We start from the raw sequence: 21,649 nt of genomic DNA on the forward strand, positions 1-21,649 counted from the left end.
TTGAGGCCCCGCTACTGTAGGACAAAACGTTTGCCAGCGAAAGATACCTGAAATTCCTTTGCAATTTCCCTGCTGATACCCTCTCCACCCGCCAATCAAATAAGTGGTTGGGTGCCGGCGCAGGGTTCACCGCGTCGCAATACCGCACAGGTCTCCGCCGAGACCAAGACGATTTGCACGAAGCTGGTGACAGGAACGTACGGGGAAAATAATCGATCCATCACGCGCCCCAATCCGGCGAGACTGAATTGGACGAAACGCGGCTCGTCAATCACGAGCCGGATCTCCAATCCTTGGACGAACGCTGAAGCCGGCTTGCCCGGCATCCAGCGCCGCACCCGTTCAGTCGACAGGGATACGAGCGCGTCGAAACGCCGCCCGGCGTCGGGGGCAAACTTGCCGAAGCGGGTGCACAGCCGCTTGAATTCATTGAGGCCTTCGGCGTTCAGCCGCACTGCCTGCGGAACCAGCCACGACATCAATTCCCACAGCTCGCCGCGACGAAGCATCGGCGCGGGACTTGCGCTGGGCTGCGCCAATAACTCGATTTCGTCACCGGCGTCTCCATCGCGCACGGCCAACTGGCGTTCGCGTATGTCCACCAGGTTGCCATTTGTGCAAGACAGCACGATGTCGAGTTGGCGCTGCGCGGCCGGATCAACGGGCTCGCCGCGAGCATTCACAAGTGCGAGTTCCAAGCCACGCAACCCGTCTGCGCGCGCTCCAGTTGCCTGTCCGCGCGGCGTTTCCTGTCCCGTCTTCCCGGGCTCGGAAGGCGGCTTCGGCGCGCGCCTGGCTTCGTCGCGCAAAACAACCCAATACAGGCCTGGCGCTGCGCCAAACGCGTGCTGCAAAGATTCGAAGGGCGGCAAAATCGCGGTGCCCCGGGCGGTCGTTATGCGAACCTGGTCAACTGACCACACCGCGCTCGTAGCTGCGGTCTTGAGCGAAAACGGTTTCAGCGGATAGTACGCTTGCCCGGCCTTCGTTTCGATCGGCTCCGCATTGCTCGAGAACAAGTTGACTACTGGTGTGCAAAATAGCCGGAGATTGTCGGCCGACGCTCCGACCAACCGTTGAGCGCGACGTGAGTCCGGATGGATGCCGGCAAGGGCCAAATGCAACGTGATCCGGCGCGCGCCAACCGCCAACCGTTTCAACCGCGCCAAATTCAGATCGAGGTTGTCAAATCGAGCGGGAAACGCGCCGTACTCCATCAACAGATGAAACGGAGCAATCGTGTTGTCGGGAGGCGGCGGAAGCAGCGCGTCGGCATCGTCGAAACCTGCGGCCGCCAGCGGCATGTCCACCCGACGCCAGCGCCCGTTGCCGTCCAGTTCAACAAAGGCACGCCTGGCGTGCAACAGCACGCCGTCGGCGAGCGCGGCCACCACCTCCCTCTCCCCCGCCAAATGCAGCCGCAGCATGTCTGGAGCATCCGAGAACTGGGTTGACGGCGATGTGAGCTCAAGGGTGAAAGACAAAATCCCCGTCGTGTCGGGCGGCAGTGGGGTTTGCATCGGCGCGACGGTCGACGTCGCGTAACGTACGCCGGAGACAGCCACCGGCACCAACGTGACGTCGGCGGCGGTGCGGAACACCTGACGGCTATTCGGCGCCACCAGCTGCGTGCCGCGTGGAACAAGCCGCGGCTCAGTCTGCTTGCTGTCTCGATCCACGCGAAATTGGGCCATCGCACAAGATGGAAACGGCCGCAGGAACGCTCCGTGGATCGTGTCAATCAACGCGTGCGTAAACTCCGGCACCTCATCTTCGAGTCGGATGTCGTGCCGAGCGCACATCAACGCGAACGATTGCAGCAGCCGTTCGACATATGGGTCATCCGAGTGCTCACCGGACATCGCAAGACGAGCCGCGACTTTGGGGTAAAGCTCGGCGAATGCGCGCGTCGAACGGCGCAGCAGACCCAGCTCACGCTCAAAATGCGGTAGAAGATCCTCGGGTTCGATGGCCATACGCGTTTCAGATGGTCACGCCGATCTGTCAATCGGTACCGTGCTCATAGGTAGACGCGCCGATTCTAACCGGGCACCGCGCACGCTTATCTCGAATTTATCGAGTCGGGGGCGAATAAATGAGAATGCTCGAAATACGCAAGCCCTGAGCACCGCCGATTTTATGAAGCGAGGGCAGCCACTATGGCCCTCGTGACAGCCCTCTGGGCTTCGGTGGTGTCAAAACTGGAGTTGCCCCTGTAATACCGGACACGGCATCACACTAAGGTTGCTGAATCCATCGAGCGCCGGAACTCGCGAGGCGAGCGGTATTTCAGCGCGCTATGGGGATGCTTCTCGTTGTAATGCTCCAACGCGATGGCCAAGTTGCGTGCGGCAGTCGCTGCGTCCGGCTTCGGCATGAAGGCGACGTAGTCGCGTTTCATCGTCTTCACGAAGCTCTCGGCTATCCCGTTACTTTGCGGGCCGCACACCGGCGTGGTCAATGGCTTCAGGCCGATGGCCACTGCGAACCGGCGCGTGTCGTCGGCCGTGTAGCCCGAGCCGTTGTCACTCAGCCACTCGATTTCGGACGGGGTGTGCAGTTCGTTGCCAAACCGATTTTCCACTGCAGCCAGCATCACGTCGCGCACGATGTCACCGCTGTGGCCTGCCGTCGTGGCCGCCCAGCTCATCGCCTCACGATCGCAACAGTCCAGCGCAAACGTCACGCGCAGCGGCTCGCCGTTGTCACAGCGAAACTCGAATCTATCGGAACACCATCGCTGATTCGAAGCTCTCGCGGACCATCGCCAGCTTCTGCTCCGCCGTCCAGCGCCGCCGACGCCCCGGGCCCGTCAACACTTCCATCACTTCCTGCCTGGTGTTAGTCAAAAACACAGTCTTATGCCTACCCGTTATTGTAAGTGGGTGACTGTGTCCGGCGTTTCAGGGGGCTGCTCCATCGAGCCATCCGGGCCGATGCGCAGGAACAGTCCGCGCCCATCCGAGAGGAAATACAACTTCCCGGTCGCCTTCTCGGCTTCGATTTGTCTAACCGTCAGAGCACCCATGATCGCCCTCCTTTGATATTGCAACCGGGTTGGCCCGCGCATCTCTACGCAGAGCCTACCCCACATCGCAAACACTAAAAAAACACTAAAAAGTTGCGGCTCGTGGAGAATTTCCGCAGAAGTTGGTGGACCACCAACTTCCCGCAACCCCTTGATGGATGGGGCTTTGACGGATTTCAACGGACCTGGCCGGATCACCCAAAAAACAATCACGATTCGTTTAACTTTCCGTGAGGACTTCGACACCGGCCGCCGCCTACGATGGGCGCATGTTTTCAGCACCTGCTTCCAGGAGCCCATCATGCCCACCCGCAGACATCTGCTGTTCGCCGGCGCCACCGGCCTCGCCGCGCTCGCGGCGCTGTCGTCCGCCGGCCGCCGCGCGCTGGTCGGCCGCGCGTTCGCCGCGCCGCCGGCCGGCTCGCCGAAGGCCGCCCCGTTCGAGATCACGCTCAGCGACGCCGAATGGCATCGCCGGCTCACGCCCGCCCAATACACGGTGCTGCGCGAAGCCGGCACCGAGCGGCCGTTCACCAGCCCGCTGAACGACGAGCACCGGCACGGCACGTTCGCGTGCGCCGGCTGCGACCTCGCGCTGTTCTCGTCGGCCACCAAGTTCGACAGCCATACGGGCTGGCCGAGCTTCTGGAAACCGCTCGACCATGCTGTCGGCACCGACACCGACGCGTCGTTCGGGATGGTCCGCACCGAGGTGCACTGCCGCCGCTGCGGCGGCCATCTCGGCCACGTGTTCGACGACGGCCCCGCGCCGACCGGTCTGCGCTACTGCATGAACGGCCTCGCGCTCGCGTTCCACCCCGCTGCCGCCTGATCCGGCCCCACGCCCATCCGACTGGAGAACGCCTCATGCTGCTCATCGTCCTTGCCTATCTCGGCGGCGTGCTCACGATCCTGAGCCCGTGCATCCTGCCCGTGCTGCCGTTCGTATTCGCGCGCGCCGACCAGCCGTTCGTGCGCACCGGCCTGCCGCTGCTCGCCGGCATGGCGCTCACGTTCGCCGTCGTCGCGACGCTCGCCGCCGTCGGCGGCGGCTGGGTCGCGCAGGCCAACCAGGCCGGCCGCTGGATCGCGATCGTGCTGCTCGCCGTGTTCGGCCTGACGCTGCTGATGCCGCGTTTCGCGGAACACCTGACGCGCCCGCTCGTCGCCGCCGGCAACCGGCTCACCGGCTTCGCGCAACGCGACGGCCGCCCGGCCGGCCCGGCGTCGTCGCTGCTGCTCGGCGTCGCGACGGGCCTGCTGTGGGCGCCGTGCGCGGGCCCGATCCTCGGCCTCGTGCTGACCGGCGCCGCGCTGCGCGGCGCGAGCGTCGGCACGACGCTGCTGCTCGTCGCATATGCGGCCGGCGCGGCGACGTCGCTCGGCGTCGCGCTCGTGATCGGCGGCAAGGTGTTCGCCGCGATGAAGCGCTCGCTCGGTGCCGGCGAATGGATCCGCCGCGGGATCGGCGCGGCGCTCCTGGCCGGCGTCGGCGCGATCGCGCTCGGCCTCGATACCGGCGCCCTCGCGCAACTGTCGACGGTCACCACGGGCGGGCTCGAAACGAAGCTCGTCGACCGCCTCGGCGGCCGCTCGAACGGCGCGCCGCCGGCACCGGCGGCGCCGGCTGCGACCGCCGCTACCGACGACGCGACGGGCGGCGCGATGATGGCCGCCGCAGCCGATGGCGCACCGGCCGGCGGCGGTGCGATGGCCGGCAGCGCGATGATGCGCGCGGCCGGCGCCACCGCGTCCGCGCTGCCGGTCGAAGGCACGCTGCCGTCGCTCGACGGCGCGGTGCAGTGGCTGAACTCGCCGCCGCTGACGGCGGCCGGGCTGCGCGGCAAGGTCGTGCTGGTCGATTTCTGGACGTATTCGTGCATCAACTGCCTGCGCACGCTGCCGTACACGACTGCGTGGGCACGCAAGTACGCGCCGTACGGGCTCGTCGTGATCGGCGTCCACGCGCCGGAATTCGCGTTCGAGCGCGACATCGGCAACGTGAAGAAGGCCGTGCACGACCTCGGCATCAACTACCCGGTCGCGATCGACAACGGCTATTCGATCTGGCGCGCGTTCAACAACGAATACTGGCCCGCGCACTACTTCATCGATGCGCAAGGGCGGATCCGCCATCACCACTTCGGCGAAGGCGAATACGCGCAATCGGAACGCGCGATCCAGTCGCTGCTCGCCGAAGCCGGCCACCCGGACGCGCTGAACGTACCGCTCGGCCTCGCCGGCGCGCCCGCGAAGGGTGCGCTCGCGGCGGCCGACAGCGCGGACGTCCGCTCGCCCGAAACCTATGTCGGCTATGCGCGCGCGGAAAGCTTCGCGTCGCCGGGCGGCGTCGTGCGCGATGCGGCGCACCGCTACGACGCGCCGGCCGGCCCGGATCTGAACGGCTGGGGCCTCGCGGGCACGTGGAACGTCGGCGCCGAGCGCGCGTCGCTGGCCGCGCCGGATGGCCGGATCGTCTACCGCTTCCATGCACGCGACCTGCACCTGGTGCTCGGCCCGGGCACGAGCGGCCGGCCCGTGCGCTTTCGCGTGACGCTCGACGGCGCCGCGCCCGGCGCCGCGCATGGCACGGATGTCGACGCGCAGGGCTACGGCACCGTCACCGGCCAGCGCCTGTACCAGCTCGTCCGGCAGACCGGCACGATCGCCGACCGCACGTTCGCGATCGAGTTTCTCGATCCGGGGGTCGATGCGTACGCATTCACTTTCGGCTGATCGCGCGCGCTACCGCCATCCCGGCGCCGCTTTTCCCAACGCATTCCGAAGGAGCAAAACATGAACCCGATCCCTATCCGCGATGCCGCCGGACGCCGGCGCGCCGCCATGCTGCGCCGCATCGGCGCCATCGCCGTCGCGGCGGCCGCCGTGTTCGGCTACCAGCGCATCGTCCATTCCGCCGAGCCGATGCGCACCGTGCCCGCGCCGACGCTCGACGAAAAGCCCGGCGCGTCGCACGACGAGACGGCCGTGTTCGCCGGCGGCTGCTTCTGGGGCGTGCAAGGCGTGTTCGAGCACGTGAAGGGCGTGAAGCAGGTGACCGCCGGCTACGCGGGCGGCGCGTCCGAAACCGCGCACTACGCGCTCGTCGGCTCGGGGCTGACGGGGCACGCGGAATCGGTGCGCATCGTCTACGACCCGACCCAGGTCACGTACGGCCGGCTGCTGCAGGTGTTCTTCTCGGTCGCGCACGATCCGACGGAGCTGAATCGGCAGGGCCCCGACGAAGGGTCGCAGTACCGCTCCGCGATCTTCCCGACCACCGCGCAGCAACGCACGGTCGCGACCGCGTACATCGCGCAGCTCGGCGGCGCGCATGTGTTTGCGGCGCCCGTCGTCACGCGTGTCGAAGCCTACAAGGGCTTCTATCCGGCCGAGGCCTATCATCAGAACTACCTCGAACTGCACCCCGACGCGCCGTATATCGCGTTCAACGACCTGCCGAAGGTCGCCGGGCTGAAGCAGCGCTTCCCGGCGCTGTACCGCGCCGACCCGGTGCTATGGCGCGAAGCCCGCTTATGATTCGTTCATGAATCGCTTGCGACCGTCTGCTCGCGGCATGACGGGGCTGCCGCCCGTCGCCCGGCAGAGCCGCCGGCACCACGCACCAGCGGCGTCCCGTTTGCGCCGGATCAACGAACCGGCGGACGCGATGCCGGGGCAAACCCGCATCGCATCCGCCGCGATCGGCAACTTCGCGTAGACTCTCCTGATTCCCGCCGCTTCTTGCGGCGTTCGACATTCAGTCCCGCCAGGAGGCGTCACGCATGCGCGCAGTGCCTTTGCCTGACAGCAACACCCTCGAAGAACCGTCCACCGGCGCGGTCGTGCGCGACCTGCGCCGCGTGCCCATTCACCCGGATCACTGGTACCCGCTCGCGTGGTCGCGCGAGCTCAAGCGCGGCAAGACGCTCGGCGTGCGCTTCGCCGGCGATCCGATCGTGCTCGTGCGCACCGAATCGGGCGCCGTGTATGCGCTCGAAGATCGTTGCGCGCACCGCCAGGTGCCGCTGCACGCGGGCGTCGTGAGCGGCGAAACGCTGCGCTGCTGCTATCACGGCTGGACCTACGCGTGCGACAGCGGCCGCTGCGTCGACGTGCCCTACCTCGGCCGCGAGCGCTTGCCCAACGGCGTGCGCGCGTATCCGTGCCGCGAAGCGCATGGGCTGATCTTCGTGTTCCCGGGCGACGCGACGCTCGCCGACGAACGGCCGTTCCCCGCGCTCGAATCCGCGGACAATCCCGCGTACAAGACGCGCCGCTTCGGCCGCGAGGTCAAGTGCCACTACTCGTTCATGCACGAGAACCTGATGGACATGAACCATCAGTTCCTGCATCGCAAGCAGATGGGGCAGATGCGCGCGCGCTCCGTGGGCCGCCGCCGCGGCGACGACTGGGTCGAGGTCGACTACACGTTCGCGCGGATGGAAGGCAAGCAGCCGGTCGGCGAGGCGCTCGTGTTCGGCGCGAGCAAGAAGCCGGCCGACCAGTCCGACAAGAGCGTGATGACGGTGCGCACCGGCTACCCGTACCAGACGCTGCAGATCCGCTCGAGCGAAGGCACGCTCGTGATGGACCTGTGGATCGTCTACGTGCCGCTCGACGCCGAACAGCGCACCAACCGCACGTTCGGGCTGCTGTCGATCCACAAGCCCGGCATCCCGTTCGCGCTCGATCTCGCGTGGCCGCTGCTCGTGTGGTTCACCGAGCGGATCTTCCGCGAGGATCGCTGGATCGTCGAGCGCGAGCAGGAAGCGCACGACGCCCAAGGCGCCGACTGGAACCACGAGGTGTTTCCGGTCATCAACGAGCTGCGCGACCTGCTGCGCCAGTGCGGCGCGCGCACCGTGATCCCGATCCGCGACGCGCGCGACAGCGCGTGACGTGACGCATGCGACGCGCGGCGGCTCGCCGCCGCGCGTGTCGTTACAGCGTGAACGCGCCCGGCAGCAACGCGCTGGCCGTCGTGACCTCGACGGCCCCTTTCAGGTTCGCGAGGATCACCTCGATATCGGGCTTGCCGATCTCGATGATCACCTGACGACATGCGCCGCACGGCGCGATCGGGCCGTCCGTGTCGCCGACGACCGCGAGCCGCGCGAAATCCCCCGGCCGATGGCCGGCGGCGATCGCCGCGAACAGCGCCGTACGTTCCGCGCAATTGCACAGTCCGTACGACGCGTTCTCGACGTTGCAGCCGTGGAACACCGTGCCGTCGCGCGCCAGCAGCGCCGCGCCGACCTTGAAGCGCGAATACGGCGCATACGCGCGTTCGCGCGCCGCCTTCGCCTGTTCGATCAGTTCGTCTCGTTCCATCGTGGTGATGCCTCCGGGAGCAGGGTCAGCCGATCTGCTGGTAAAGGGTCGGCGGCGCTTCGCCGGTCTCGCCGAGCACGTAGCTGTGGCGCACGGCGTCCGCCGCGTGGGCCGCGGCCGCTTCGTCGCGGGCATGCACGAAACCGAGCGGCTCGCCCGCCTCGATGCGCTGCCCGATCTCTGCAAGCGCCGTCAAGCCGACGCTGACGTCGATCGCGTCCTCCGCGCGCGCGCGGCCGCCGCCGAGCGCGACCACCGCCAGCCCGAGCGCGCGGCAATCGACGCGCTGCACCACGCCGCTCGCGGGTGCCGCCACCGGCACGATCACGGCCGCCCGCGCCAGATGCCGCGCGGGCGCGTCGATCAGGTCGGCCGGGCCGCCGAGCGCGACGACCATCCGCGCGAAACGCTCGGCCGCCGCGCCGGAATCAAGCGCCTGCTGCAGCTTCTCGCGTGCGTGGGTGGCATCGCGCGCCAGCCCGCCGGTCACGAGCAATTCGGCCGACAGCGCCATCGTCACGTCGTGCAGACGCGCGGGACGCGACTTGCCCGTCAGGTAGTCGATCGCGCACGCCACTTCGAGCGCATTGCCCGCGCACGGCGCGAGCGACTGGTTCATGTCGGTGAGGATCGCGGTCGTCTTCATGCCGGCGCCGTTGCCGACGTCGACGATGCTGCGCGCCAGTTCCGCCGATTTCTCCGCGGTCGGCATGAACGCGCCGGAGCCGACCTTGACGTCCATCACGAGCCCGTCGAGCCCTGCCGCGAGTTTCTTCGACAGGATCGACGCGGTGATCATCGCGACCGACTCGACGGTCGCCGTCACGTCGCGGATCGCATAGATGCGCTTGTCGGCCGGCGCGAGCCGCGCGGTCTGCCCGATGATCGCGACGCCGACCTCGCGCACCGTGCGGCGAAACGCGTCCGTCTCGGGCATCACGTCGTAACCGGGAATCGCGCTGAGCTTGTCGAGCGTGCCGCCGGTGTGTCCGAGCCCGCGCCCCGAAATCATCGGCACGTAGCCGCCGCACGCGGCGACCATCGGCCCGAGCATCAGCGACACGACATCGCCGACGCCGCCCGTCGAATGCTTGTCGATCACCGGCCCGCCGAGATCGAGCGCACGCCAGTCGAGCACGTCGCCGGAATCGCGCTGCGCGAGCGTCAGCGCGACGCGTTCGTCCGTGCTCAGGTCGTTGAAATACACGGCCATCGCGAACGCGGCCACCTGGCCCTCGGTCACGCTGCCGTCGGTCACGCCGCGCACGAACGCGGCCATCCCGTCGCGATCGAGCGGCTGCCCGTCGCGCTTCCTGCGAATGAATTCCTGCGGTAGAAACATCGTTGCCTCGCGTCAAACGGTCGGAGTCTGCTGCACGGGTCAATGCAGCGAAAAGAACAGGCCGGCAATCGCCGCGCTCATCAGGTTCGACAGCGTCGCGGCCGTCAGCGCGCGCAAGCCGAGCCGCGCGACGTCCGAGCGGCGCTCCGGCGCGACCGCGCTGAAGCCGCCCGCGAGAATCGCGATCGACGAGAAGTTCGCGAAACCGCACAGCGCGAACGACACGATCGCGAGCGTCTTCGGGTCGAGCACCTGCAGGCCGGCCGCCGCCGCATGCGCGCCGCCCTTCAGGTACGGCGACAGGTCGCCGTACGCGACGAATTCGTTGAAGATCAGCTTCTCGCCGATGAAGTTGCCGGCCAGCGTCGCATCGTGCCACGGCACGCCGATGATCCACGCGAGCGGCGCGAACAGGTGGCCGATGATGCCGACCAGCGTGACCTGCGGAAAGCCCGCGAACGCGGCCGCGCCGCCGACGATCAGGTTCATCAGCGCGATGAGCCCGACGAACGCGATCAGCATCGCGCCGACGTTGATCGCGATGCGCAGGCCGACCGACGCGCCGGATGCAGCCGCCTCGATCACGTTGGCGGCGCGCTTGTCGTCGAAATCGAGGCCGTCGACCACCACGCGGCTCGGCTCGACGGTCGGAAACAGCAGCTTGCCGAACAGCAGCCCGCCCGGCACCGCCATGAACGACGCGGCGAGCAGGTACTCCATCTTCACCCCGAGGCCGGCATAGCCGACCAGCACCGAGCCCGCGACCGACGCCATCCCGCTCGCCATCACCGTGAAGATCTCGGCGCTCGTCATGTTGCGCACGAACGGCTTCACGAGCGCGGGCATCTCGCTCTGCCCGAGGAAGATCGTCGCGACGGCCGAGCACGCCTCGATGCGGCTCACGCCCAGCACTTTCGCGAGCCCCGCGCCGAGAATCGCGACGATCCACTTCATCACGCCGATGTAGTACAGCACCGAGATCAGCGCGGTGACGAAGATGATCATCGGCAGCACGCGCAGGCCGAATACGAACCCGCCATCGCCGAACAACTGGAACATCCGTGCGTCGACGAGCCCGCCGAACACGAACGCGATGCCGTGATTGCCCATGTCGAGCACGCGATTGACGCCGTTCGCGGCCGCGGCCAGCGCTGCGCGGCCGGACGGCACGAACAGCACGAGCGCGCCGATCGCGAACTGCGTGAGCAGCGCGGCGATCATGGTCCGCGCGCTGACCGCGCGGCGGTTGTTCGACAGCAGATACGCGACCAGCAACAGAAACAGCATACCGAGGAGACTGCGCAGAATATCCACCTTTGTGCTCCTTTCTCACTATTTGAACTGTCCGGCGGGCGGCCCGTGCCCGCGACCCGCGTGATCGGGTGGGTGGATGTTACTCGCTCGATATGCACGCCCGCAACGTCGCCAAAATCGCCGCGATCAATGGCATCGATCGTTTCTGTTTTCGTCTTCGAGAACTTGATCAGTTGTTCTATCTACTCCGCTAAAACACGCGCGGGGCGTGCCGTCAGAACGGACACGCCCCGCGCGACACGCATCGTTCAACCCGCGCGCTCGACCGGATGCGGCTCGCGCAGCCGGTTCGCGATCCGCGCGGCCTCGTAGTAGCCAGCCGCCGGCGGACGTTTCAGATAGCGGCCCGCGCCACGCACCGCGCGCAAGTCGCCGTCGGCCCATGCGAGTGCGCCGCGCGTGAGCGTGTGCGTCGCGACGCCCTGCACCGTCATCCCCTCGAACACGTTGAAGTCGACCTGCTGATGATGCGTCTTCACCGAGATCGTCTTGGTCGCGGCCGGGTCCCACACGACGAGATCGGCGTCGGCGCCGACCTGCACCGCGCCCTTGCGCGGATACAGATTGAAAATCTGCGCGGCATTGGTCGACGTGATCCGCACGAACTCGTTCGGCGTGATGCGGCCGTGATTCACGCCGTGATGCCACAGCACCGACATGCGATCCTCGACGCCGCCGCAGCCGTTCGGGATCTTCGTGAAATCCTCGCGGCCCATCGCCTTCTGCGATGCGCAGAATACGCAGTGATCGGTCGCCGTCGTATGCAGCTGCCCCGACTGCAGCCCGCGCCACAGCGCCTCGCGATGCTCGGCCGAGCGGAACGGCGGGCTCATCACGTGGGCCGCCGCGCGCGTCCAGTCCGGATCGCGATAGACGGCCTCGTCGATGACCAGATGCCCCGGTAGCACTTCGCCGAACACGCGCAGCCCTTCGCTACGCGCGCGCGTGATCACGTCCACCGCGTCCTTCGCCGACACGTGCACGATATACACCGGCACGCCAAGCACCTGCGCGATGCGGATCGCGCGGTTCGCGGCCTCGCCTTCCACCTCGGGCGGCCGCGATAGCGGATGCGCCTCCGGCCCCGTGATCCCGCGCGCAAGCAGCGCCTTTTGCAGCTGGAACACGAGCTCGCCATTCTCCGCGTGCACGGTCGGCAGCGCGCCGAGTTCGAGCGAACGCGTGAAGCTGTTCACGAGCACCTCGTCGTCGGCCATGATCGCGTTCTTGTACGCCATGAAGTGCTTGAAGCTCGAGACGCCATGCTCGCGCACGAGCGTGCCCATGTCGCGGTGCACGCTCTCATCCCACCACGTCACGGCCACGTGGAAACCGTAATCGGAAGCCGCCTTCTCGGCCCAGCCGCGCCATGCGCGGAACGCGTCCATCAGCGGCTGCTTCGGGCTCGGAATCACGAAGTCGATGATGCTCGTCGTGCCGCCCGACAGCCCGGCCGCCGTGCCCGAATAGAAATCGTCGCTCGCGGTCGTGCCCATGAACGGCAGTTCCATGTGCGTATGCGGATCGATGCCGCCCGGCATCACGTACTGGTCGTGCGCGTCGACGACGGTTGCGCCGGCCGGCGCGTCGATCCGCTCCGCAATCTGCAGGATCGTGCCGCCGTCCTGCGGGTCCGCGCAGAGCACGTCCGCGCGATAGGAGCGGTCCGCATCGACCACGGTGCCGCCACGAATCAGGATTGCCATGTCGTTGCCTCCTCGTTGACTGTCGGGTGCCGCATGCCGCGCGCGAGTCGCATCCGGCTCGCGTGTCATGCGCTCGCGATCTGCGCGCGCGGTCCGGCGCGCCACTTCATCCAGGTGCCGTACACGCCGGACGCCAGCACGAGGCCGACGAACCACGCGTACGTGTAAAGCGTGTTGAAGAACGCCGGCACGTTCGGAAACGACGCCGGAAACGCCGTATGCAGGAAGCCCGGCAGGTTCGGCAGCACGCCGACCGCGAGCGCGACGAGCGCGGCCGGGTTCCAGCCGCGCGCATAGCTGAAGCCGCCGCGCTCGTCGAACAGCGCGCGCGTGTCGAGCTGCGTGCCGCGGATCAGGAAATAGTCGACCATCAGGATGCCCGCGACCGGCCCGAGCAGCGCCGAATAGCCGACGAGCCAGGTGAAGATATAGCCGTCCGTCGTCGCGAGGATCTTCCACGGCATCATCACGATCGCGATCGTCGCGGTGATCATCCCGCCCGTGCGGTACGAGATCGCCTTCGGCCACAGGCTCGAAAAATCGTACGCAGGACCGACGAGATTCGCGGCGAGGTTGCAGCACATCGTGTCGAGCGTGAGGATCACGAGCGCGATGCCCACGCCGATGCCGGTCATCCGGCTCGTCAGATCGATCGGATCCCAGATCGCATTGCCGTAGATCACGACGGTCGCCGACGTGACGACGACCGACACCACCGACAGCAGCGCCATCGGCAGCGGCAGCCCGATCGACTGACCGATCATCTGGTCGCGCTGCGAATGCGCGAAGCGCGTGAAGTCGGGAATGTTCAGCGCAAGCGTCGCCCAGAAGCCGACCATCGCGGTCAGGCCCGGCCAGAAGGTCGCCCAGAACAGCCCGGCCTTCTTGCCGCCCGCCGCGAACTGCGACGGCGCCGACAGCATCGAGCCGAACCCGCCCGCCTTCGACGTCGCCCACCACACGAGCGCCACGCACATCACGACCTTGATCGGCGCGGACCAGCTTTCGAGCCAGCGGATCGAATCGGTGCCGTGCCAGATGAAGTACAGCTGCAACACCCAGAACACGAGAAAGCACGCGAGTTGCCCGAACGAGATGCCGACGAGCGGCAGCGTCGCGCCGTGCAGCGCGTTGCCGGTCAGGATGTTCAGCAGCGTGTAGATCGCGCTGCCGCCGAGCCAGGTCTGGATCCCGTACCAGCCGCATGCGACGATCGCGCGCAGCAACGCCGGCAGCTTCGCGCCCTGCGTGCCGAACGACGCGCGCACGAGCACCGCGTACGGAATCCCGTGCTTCGCGCCCGCATGGCCGATCAGCAGCATCGGCACGAGCACGATCAGGTTGCCGAGCAGTACCGTCATCACCGCCTGCCACGGCGACATGCCTTCCTGGATCAGCCCGGCCGCGAGCATGTACGACGCGATGTTCATCACCATCCCGACCCACAGCGCCGCGAAGTGGTACCACTTCCACGTGCGCTGCGCCGGCGTCGTCGGCGCGAGGTCGTCGTTGTACAGGCTACCGCCGTGCGCCGCGGCGCTGTCGGGATCGGCGGGAATCGCTGCGTGATTCATCGAACACACTCCACGAAAACGTCAACGCCGGCATCGTGCGATGCCGGCCCGGGTGGAACGAAAGGCGGCGGTGCAGGATGCCCTGCATCGCCGGACGCCGGTCAGGCAGCCTGCTTCGCGTGCTTCTCGGGCGCCGCGGCGCCTGCACTCGGCCCCGCCTCCGCGCTCGCCGGATTGTTCGGGTGCGTGGTCCAGTTCGCGTAGTCGCCCGCGTCGACGCGCTCCATCGTGATGCACTGCTCGACCGGACACACATGCATGCAAAGATTGCACCCGACGCACGCCGAATCGATCACTTCGAAGTGCCGCACGCCGTCCTTCGTCGCCGTGATCGCCTGATGCGACGTGTCCTCGCACGCGATATGGCACAGCCCGCACTGGATGCAGCGGTCCTGGTCGATGCGCGCCTTGATGTCGTACTTCAGGTTCAGGTATTTCCAGTCGGTCACGTTCGGCACCGCGCGGCCGCGGATGTCGTCGAGCGTCGCGTAGCCCTTCTCGTCCATCCAGTTCGACAAGCCGTCGGCGAGATCCGACACGATCCGGAAGCCGTAATGCATCGCGGCGGTGCACACCTGCACGCTGCCGGCGCCGAGCACCATGAACTCGGCCGCGTCGCGCCACGACGAGATGCCGCCGATGCCCGAGATCGGCAGGTTCGGCGTTTCCGGATCGCGCGCGATCTCCGCGACCATGTTCAGCGCGATCGGCTTGACCGCCGGCCCGCAATAGCCGCCGTGCGTGCCCTTGCCGTCGACGGTCGGCATCGGCGCCATCTGGTCGAGATCGACCGCGACGATCGAGTTGATCGTGTTGATCAGCGACACGCCGTCCGCGCCGCCCTTGTATGCGGCGCGCGAGCCCATCCGGATGTCGCTGATGTTCGGCGTGAGCTTCACGAGGCACGGCAGCTTCGTGCCTTCCTTCACCCAGCGCGTGACCATCTCCACGTATTCGGGCACCTGCCCGACCGCCGCGCCCATCCCGCGCTCGCTCATCCCGTGCGGACAGCCGAAGTTGAGTTCGACCGCGTCGGCGCCGGTATCCTCGACGAGCGGCAGAATCCATTTCCAGTCGCGCTCGTTGCACGGCACCATCAGCGACACGATCAGCGCGCGGTCCGGCCAGTCGCGCTTCACCTGCGCGATTTCTCTCAGGTTCACGTCGAGCGGACGGTCGGTGATCAGCTCGATGTTGTTCAGCCCCGCGATGCGCTGCCCGTTCCACTGCACCGCGCCATAGCGCGAACTGACGTTGACGACGTGCGGATCGAGCCCGAGCGTCTTCCATACGACGCCGCCCCAGCCCGCCTCGAACGCGCGATTGACGTTGTAGGCCTTGTCGGTCGGCGGCGCGGACGCCAGCCAGAAGGGATTCGGCGAAGTAATGCCTGCGATGGTGCAGCGGAGATCGGCCATGTTCGGCTCCGTGAGAAGGGGGTCGTGTTCGGTGTGCGTGCGGTGCGTCGCGCGTTCAGGCCGCCTTCGCGTCGCGCGCCGCGAGCGTCGCGTCGATCGACGCGGCCGCGCGCTTGCCGTCCTGCACGGCCTGCACCGTGAGGTCGATGCCGCCCGTCGCCGCGCAGTCGCCGCCGGCCCATACGTCCGGCAGCGCCGTGCGCCCGTCCGCATCGACCGCGATACGCGAACCGTCCGCGGTCAGCAATTCCGCCGCGATGCCGTCCGGCACGAGCGTCTGGCCGATCGCCTTCAGCACCATGTCCGCGTCGACGCTGAAACGCTCCCCCGACGCGGCCTCGAATTCGACGCCCGTGACCTGCCCGTCCGTACCTGCGATACGCACCGGCTTCGCGTGCGTGACGAGCGTGACGCCGCTCTTCTGCGCGAACTCGCGCTCGGCCCACGTCGCGCTCATCGCATCCACGCCGCGCCGGTACACCATCGTCACGCGCTCGGCGCCGAGCTTGCGGCTCTGCACCGCCGCATCGATCGCCGTGTTGCCGCCGCCGATCACGACCACGCGCCGCCCGACCGGCACGTTCTCCAGCCCGTCCGCCTGCCGCACCTGCTCGATGAAATCGACCGCGTTCATCACGCCGCCCAGTTGCTCGCCGTCGATCGCGAGCGTGCGCACACCGCCGAGACCCATCGCGAGAAATACCGCGTCATGCTGTTCGCGCAATGCGTCGAGCGTGACGTCGCGTCCGAGCGCCATACCCGTTTCCAGCGTGATGCCGCCCACCGACAGCAGCCATTCGACTTCGCGTTGCGCGAAATCGTCGACGGTCTTGTACGCGGCGATCCCGTATTCGTTGAGGCCGCCGGCCTTCGGCCGCGCGTCGAACAGTGTGACGCGGTGCCCGGCGAGCGCGAGCCGGTGCGCACAGGCGAGCCCGGCCGGCCCAGCGCCGACCACCGCCACGTGGCGGCCCGTCTCGGGCGCGCGCCGGAACTGCACCGCGCCGGTCTGCATCGCCCAGTCGGTCGCATGCCGCTGCAGCGCGCCGATCGCGACCGGCTGAGCATCCTGATGGTTGCGCACGCAAGCGCCTTCGCACAGGATCTCGGTCGGGCACACGCGGGCGCACATCCCGCCGAGCGGATTCGCGGACAGGATGTCGGTCGCCGCGCCTTTCAGGTTGCCGTTGCCGATCTTGCGGATGAAGCTCGGGATGTCGATCTGCGTCGGGCACGCGTGCACGCACGGCGCGTCGTAGCAGTAGTGGCAGCGGCTGGCGGCAGCCGCCGCCGCGGTCGGATCGAGCAGCGGTGCGATATCGGCGAATTCGCACGAGAGTTGCGTGGACGACAGGCGATGCGCGGCGATATCGCCGGTTGGCTGGGTGGTCATACGCGTTCCTTCGACTGGGTGGAGACAAAGCCGTCCCCGCCGGCTACGAATGCACAGTCGGGGCGGTCATGCTTAGGAATGCTACGGTCGAACTGTGCGCGGTCTACTGGCCGCGCTATACCCGATCCGTCATGAAGCCGGCTCGCACGCACGCGACAGCATCGCGTGCAGCAGCACATTCGCGCCGGCCTCGATCCATGCGGGCGTCGCGTCCTCGATCTCGTTGTGGCTGATGCCGTCGATACATGGCACGAACACCATCGACGTCGGCGCGACCTGCGCCAGATAGCACGCGTCGTGGCCCGCCCCCGACACGATGTCGCGATGCGAGTAGCCGAAGCGGTCGGCCGCATCACGCACGGCCGCCACGCAGGCGGGGTCGAACGCGACCGGCTTGTAGTAGAAAATCTGCTCGAGTTCGGTGTCGAGCCCGATGTCGCCCGCGACGCGCGCGACGCCGTCGCGCAGCGCCGCGTCCATCTTCGCGAGCACGGCATCGTCCGGATGACGGAAATCGACGGTGAAGAACACGCGGCCGGGAATCACGTTGCGCGAGTTCGGGTGGACCTGCATCATGCCGACCGTCGCGCAGCCGAACGGCGCATGATCGAGGCCGATCCGGTTGACGAGATCGACTACCCGCGACGCGCCGAGCAGCGCGTCGCGGCGGCGCGGCATCGGCGTCGGTCCCGCGTGCGCTTCCTGGCCAGTGAACGTGATCTCGTACCAGCGCTGCCCCTGCGCGTCGGTCACGACGCCGATCGTCTTGCACTCCGCTTCGAGAATCGGCCCCTGTTCGATATGCAGCTCGAACGCCGCGTGCAGCTTGCGCCCGCCGCACGGCACGTCGCCCGCGTAGCCGATGCGCGCGAGCTCCTCGCCGATCGTCTTGCCGTCGACGTCCTTGCGCGATAGCCCGTAGTCGAGCGTGAACACGCCCGCGAACACGCCCGACGCGACCATCGCCGGCGCGAAGCGCGAACCCTCCTCGTTGGTCCAGATCACGACCTCGACCGGATGCTCGGTCTCGATGCCGTGATCGTTCAGACTGCGAATCACCTCGAGGCCGCCGAGCACGCCGTAGATGCCGTCGAAACGCCCGCCGGTGGGCTGCGAATCCGCGTGCGAGCCCGTGACGACCGGCGCCGCGTCGGCCACGCGGCCCGCGCGGCGCATGAACACGTTGCCCATCGTATCGACCGTCACCGTGCAGCCAGCGGCCTTCGCCCAGCCGACGATCAGGTCACGGCCGGCCTTGTCGAGATCGGTCAGCGCGAGACGGCACACACCGCCCTTCGGGGTCGCACCGATTTTCGCGACTTCCATCAGGCTGCCCCACAACCGCCTGCCGTCGACCTTGATCGACGTGTCGAAAGCTGCCCGTTTCACTGTTTCCGATACCGCGTTCATTCGTATCGCTCCTGTGGGGTCGGTGATGTCGTCGGCCCGGTCTGTGCCGGTGCATGTGAGACCTGTTTCGGGGCACGCCGCCCGGATGCCGTGCATGCCCTGTCGGTTCGCGAAACGCGTTAAATCCTGTCCGATTGGACAGGTTTTAGACGATCAAAATGACCAGCGCAACGTCTTTCTTGCGCGACGCACCGGAGCGAGAAACGTGCCATCGCAACGCAGCATCCCGCGGCGTGGCGGCATCCATCTGCGTGCGCGCGACGCGAATCAGCGGCTAGAATGAAGCCCAACGCGGCATGGCCGCCGCGCGAGGGTAACGATGAGACATGACGAGGCGACGATCGAAGCCACCGACCGGGACGAAACGCCGGCGCCTTTGCGGCGACGCAAGGCGCACATCCGCGAGTCCAACGAAGCGCATCTGCTCGCGTGCGCGGAGGCCGTATTCGCGGAACGCGGGCTCGCCGGCGCGAGCACCGCGATGATCGCGGAGCGCGCCGGCCTGCCGAAGGCGAATGTGCACTACTACTTCCCGACCAAGCTCGCGCTGTACCGCCGCGTGCTCGACGACCTGTTCGAGGACTGGCATCGCGCGGCCGGCTCGTTCGAGGCCGGCGACGATCCGGTCGAGGCGATCGGCGGCTACGTGCGCGCGAAGATGGCGCTGTCGCAGCGACGCCCGCTCGGCTCGAAGGTGTGGGCCAACGAGATCATCCACGGCGCGGAGCACATGCAGGACATCCTGTCGCAACGCGTGAAGCCGTGGTTCGACACCCGCGTGAAGGTGATCGAAGGCTGGATCGCACGCGGGCTGCTCGCGCCGATCGACCCGCATGCACTGATGTACCTGATCTGGGCGACCACGCAGCACTATGCGGATTTCGATGCGCAGATTCGCGCGCTGAGCGGCAAGCGCGCGTTCACGAAGAAGGCGTTCGACGAAAAGACCGAGCAGGTCGTGCAGCTCGTGATTCGTGCGTGCGGCGCGGTGTCGCCGAACGCGAAGCCGTAGCGCGACACGACGATCCGCCGAATAAAAACGGGCGGCGCGCACCACACGGGATGTCCCGTGCGATACGCGCCGCCCGTGATGCCGCGTGCGAGCGTGCGTGCGTGCGATGCGATGCGTTACGCGATGTATTACGCGACCCGCTCGATCGCAACCGCCGTCGCTTCGCCGCCGCCGATGCACAGCGAGGCGATGCCGCGCGTCAGGCCGTACGTTTCGAGCGCGGCCAGCAGCGTCACCATCACGCGCGCGCCCGATGCGCCGATCGGATGCCCGAGCGCGCACGCGCCGCCGTGCACGTTCACCTTCTCGTGCGGCAGGTCGAGGTCGCGCATCGCGGCCATCGGCACCACCGCGAACGCTTCGTTGATCTCGAACAGATCGACGTCGCGCAGGCTCCAGCCGGTTTTCTCCGACAGCTTGCGCAGCGCGCCGATCGGCGCGGTCGCGAACAGGCCGGGCTTGTCCGCATAGGTCGAATGCCCGACGATCACGGCCTTCGGCGTGAGGCCGAGGCGCTCGGCTTCCGAGCGGCGCATCATCACGAGCGCGGCCGCGCCGTCCGAGATCGACGAGGCGTTCGCGGCCGTCACCGTGCCGCCGTCGCGGAACGCCGGCTTCAGCGTCGCAATCTTGTCGAGTTTCGCCTTGCCCGGCTGCTCGTCGATCGACACGACGCTTTCCGTCTTGCCGGCCTTCACGGCCACCGGCGCGATCTCCGACACGAAATGCCCTTCCGCGATCGCGCGCTGCGCGCGCGTCAGCGACGCAATCGCGAACGCATCCTGCGCTTCGCGCGTGAACTGGTAAGCCTGCGCGCAATCCTCGGCGAACGTGCCCATCAGGCGGCCTTTTTCATACGCATCCTCGAGCCCGTCGAGGAACATGTGGTCGAGCACCTGCCCGTGCCCCATTCGCATGCCCGCGCGCGCCTTCGGCAGCAGGTACGGCGCATTCGTCATGCTCTCCATCCCGCCCGCCACGGCCACGCCCGCCGAACCCGCCAGCAGCAGGTCGTGCGCGAACATCGCCGCCTTCATCCCGGAACCGCACATCTTGTTGACCGTCGTCGCGCCCGCCGCGAGCGGCAGCCCAGCCTTCAGCGCGGCCTGGCGCGCGGGCGCCTGACCCTGGCCGGCCGGCAGCACGCAGCCGAACACGATTTCATCGATGCGTTCGGCCGGCACGTTCGCGCGCTCGAGCGCCGCGCGAATCGCCACCGCGCCGAGGTCGCTGGCGCTGGCCGCCGCCAGGTCGCCCTGAAAACCACCCATCGGCGTGCGCGCCGCGCCCACGATTACGATCGGATCCTGAGTCGTCATGATTCGCTTCCTCCAGTGTCAGCGCGGTGCCATGCGCAACGCGCCATCGAGACGGATGACTTCGCCGTTCAGCATCGTGTTCTCGGCGATGTGGCGCACCAGCGCCGCAAATTCTTCCGGGCGGCCGAGCCGCGGCGGAAACGGCACGCTCTTGCCGAGCGCGTCCTGCACGTCCTGCGGCATGCCTGCCATCATCGGCGTCGCGAAGATGCCGGGCGCGACCGTCACGACGCGAATGCCGAAGCGCGCGAGCTCGCGTGCGATCGGCAACGTCATGCCGACCACGCCGCTCTTCGACGCCGCATACGCGGCCTGTCCGATCTGCCCGTCGAACGCCGCGACCGACGCGGTGTTGACGATCACCCCGCGCTCGCCTTCCGCGTCGGCGTCCTGCTTCGACATCGCTTCGGCGGCCAGCCGGATCATGTTGAACGTGCCGACCAGGTTGATCGATACCGCCCGTGCGAAGCGGTCGAGCGAATGCGGGCCGTCGCGGCCGACGACCTTCTCGCCCGGTGCGACGCCCGCGCAATTGACGAGCGCATCGACGCGGCCGAACGTGTCGCGTGCTGCCGCGACGGCCGCCTGACCGTCGGCTTCACTCGTCACGTCGGTCTTCACGAAGCGCGCGGCCGCGCCGAGTTCGTTGGCGAGACTCGCTCCCGCCTCGTCGTTGACGTCCAGCAGCACGGCCTTGCCGCCTTGCGCGACGACCATGCGCGCCACCGCGGCGCCGAGGCCGGAACCGGCGCCCGTAATCAGAAAAACGCGATCCTTGATATTCATTGGCAGTCCGTAT

General features: G+C 67.6%; 17 protein-coding genes and 1 pseudogene. 5 read left to right on the forward strand and 13 right to left on the reverse strand.

What is annotated here, in order from left to right; translation table 11 throughout:
* Window positions 1-95: 95 nt before the first annotated feature.
* From tssF to HWX76_RS34985, 3 genes and pseudogenes are all read right to left on the reverse strand, one after another.
* Entirely contained in the window at window positions 96-1,976 is a 1,881-nt protein-coding gene (gene tssF, locus HWX76_RS34970) for a type VI secretion system baseplate subunit TssF (protein ID WP_124631879.1), read from the reverse strand.
* Between the two features lie 257 nt (window positions 1,977-2,233).
* Window positions 2,234-2,749 (reverse strand): annotated as a pseudogene (locus HWX76_RS34975) (DDE-type integrase/transposase/recombinase); the annotation flags it as partial.
* A 123-nt stretch (window positions 2,750-2,872) separates the two neighbouring features.
* On the reverse strand, window positions 2,873-3,274 hold the full coding sequence (locus HWX76_RS34985) for an Arm DNA-binding domain-containing protein (protein WP_124631976.1): 402 nt from the start codon (window positions 3,272-3,274) through the stop codon (window positions 2,873-2,875).
* Window positions 3,275-3,329: 55 nt separating this feature from the next.
* Between HWX76_RS34985 and msrB the strand changes: the two genes are divergently transcribed.
* The 4 genes from msrB to HWX76_RS35005 all read left to right on the forward strand — a co-directional run bounded on the left by msrB (window position 3,330) and on the right by HWX76_RS35005 (window position 7,929).
* Window positions 3,330-3,860, forward strand: coding sequence for a peptide-methionine (R)-S-oxide reductase MsrB (gene msrB, locus HWX76_RS34990; RefSeq protein WP_027814013.1), 531 nt, complete (start codon window positions 3,330-3,332; stop codon window positions 3,858-3,860).
* 35 nt (window positions 3,861-3,895) lie between these two features.
* Window positions 3,896-5,764 (forward strand): cytochrome c biogenesis protein DipZ, encoded by a 1,869-nt coding sequence (locus HWX76_RS34995; RefSeq protein WP_176017046.1) that lies wholly within the window; start codon window positions 3,896-3,898, stop codon window positions 5,762-5,764.
* Window positions 5,765-5,824: 60 nt separating this feature from the next.
* Window positions 5,825-6,568, forward strand: coding sequence for a peptide-methionine (S)-S-oxide reductase MsrA (gene msrA, locus HWX76_RS35000; protein WP_176017047.1), 744 nt, complete (start codon window positions 5,825-5,827; stop codon window positions 6,566-6,568).
* A 245-nt stretch (window positions 6,569-6,813) separates the two neighbouring features.
* Window positions 6,814-7,929 (forward strand): aromatic ring-hydroxylating dioxygenase subunit alpha, encoded by a 1,116-nt coding sequence (locus HWX76_RS35005; RefSeq protein ID WP_050016159.1) that lies wholly within the window; start codon window positions 6,814-6,816, stop codon window positions 7,927-7,929.
* A 43-nt stretch (window positions 7,930-7,972) separates the two neighbouring features.
* Here HWX76_RS35005 and HWX76_RS35010 read toward each other — a convergent pair whose 3' ends face one another.
* From HWX76_RS35010 to HWX76_RS35045, 8 genes are all read right to left on the reverse strand, one after another.
* Window positions 7,973-8,362: a cytidine deaminase gene (locus HWX76_RS35010; protein ID WP_089490211.1), complete on the reverse strand. Its 390-nt coding sequence runs from the start codon at window positions 8,360-8,362 to the stop codon at window positions 7,973-7,975.
* Between the two features lie 25 nt (window positions 8,363-8,387).
* Window positions 8,388-9,704, reverse strand: a complete 1,317-nt coding sequence (gene deoA, locus HWX76_RS35015) for a thymidine phosphorylase (RefSeq protein ID WP_050016163.1) — start codon at window positions 9,702-9,704, stop codon at window positions 8,388-8,390.
* A gap of 39 nt (window positions 9,705-9,743) precedes the next feature.
* On the reverse strand, window positions 9,744-11,018 hold the full coding sequence (locus HWX76_RS35020) for a NupC/NupG family nucleoside CNT transporter (RefSeq protein WP_027786234.1): 1,275 nt from the start codon (window positions 11,016-11,018) through the stop codon (window positions 9,744-9,746).
* A gap of 248 nt (window positions 11,019-11,266) precedes the next feature.
* Window positions 11,267-12,724, reverse strand: a complete 1,458-nt coding sequence (gene hydA / locus HWX76_RS35025; RefSeq protein ID WP_124631973.1) for a dihydropyrimidinase — start codon at window positions 12,722-12,724, stop codon at window positions 11,267-11,269.
* A 65-nt stretch (window positions 12,725-12,789) separates the two neighbouring features.
* Complete coding sequence (locus tag HWX76_RS35030) at window positions 12,790-14,298, reverse strand: NCS1 family nucleobase:cation symporter-1 (RefSeq protein ID WP_176017048.1); 1,509 nt, start codon at window positions 14,296-14,298, stop codon at window positions 12,790-12,792.
* Between the two features lie 101 nt (window positions 14,299-14,399).
* A complete protein-coding gene (gene preA / locus HWX76_RS35035) occupies window positions 14,400-15,716 on the reverse strand; it encodes an NAD-dependent dihydropyrimidine dehydrogenase subunit PreA (RefSeq protein WP_050016169.1) in 1,317 nt (438 codons plus the stop codon).
* A gap of 55 nt (window positions 15,717-15,771) precedes the next feature.
* A complete protein-coding gene (locus HWX76_RS35040; protein WP_050016172.1) occupies window positions 15,772-17,109 on the reverse strand; it encodes an NAD(P)-dependent oxidoreductase in 1,338 nt (445 codons plus the stop codon).
* Between the two features lie 129 nt (window positions 17,110-17,238).
* Window positions 17,239-18,519 (reverse strand): Zn-dependent hydrolase, encoded by a 1,281-nt coding sequence (locus HWX76_RS35045; protein WP_176017049.1) that lies wholly within the window; start codon window positions 18,517-18,519, stop codon window positions 17,239-17,241.
* A 319-nt stretch (window positions 18,520-18,838) separates the two neighbouring features.
* Between HWX76_RS35045 and HWX76_RS35050 the strand changes: the two genes are divergently transcribed.
* Window positions 18,839-19,531, forward strand: a complete 693-nt coding sequence (locus HWX76_RS35050; protein ID WP_050016176.1) for a TetR/AcrR family transcriptional regulator — start codon at window positions 18,839-18,841, stop codon at window positions 19,529-19,531.
* A 128-nt stretch (window positions 19,532-19,659) separates the two neighbouring features.
* Here the strand turns inward: HWX76_RS35050 and HWX76_RS35055 are convergent, their stop codons facing one another.
* Both HWX76_RS35055 and HWX76_RS35060 read right to left on the reverse strand, forming a co-directional pair.
* Entirely contained in the window at window positions 19,660-20,850 is a 1,191-nt protein-coding gene (locus tag HWX76_RS35055; RefSeq protein WP_050016178.1) for an acetyl-CoA C-acyltransferase, read from the reverse strand.
* Between the two features lie 18 nt (window positions 20,851-20,868).
* Window positions 20,869-21,636 carry a 3-hydroxyacyl-CoA dehydrogenase gene (locus tag HWX76_RS35060; protein WP_050016180.1) on the reverse strand — a complete coding sequence of 256 codons (768 nt, stop codon included), beginning with the start codon at window positions 21,634-21,636 and terminating at the stop codon, window positions 20,869-20,871.
* Window positions 21,637-21,649 lie beyond the last annotated feature (13 nt).

Origin of the sequence: Burkholderia sp. BCC0398, assembly GCF_902833245.1 — a bacterium.
Lineage (GTDB): Bacteria > Pseudomonadota > Gammaproteobacteria > Burkholderiales > Burkholderiaceae > Burkholderia > Burkholderia sola.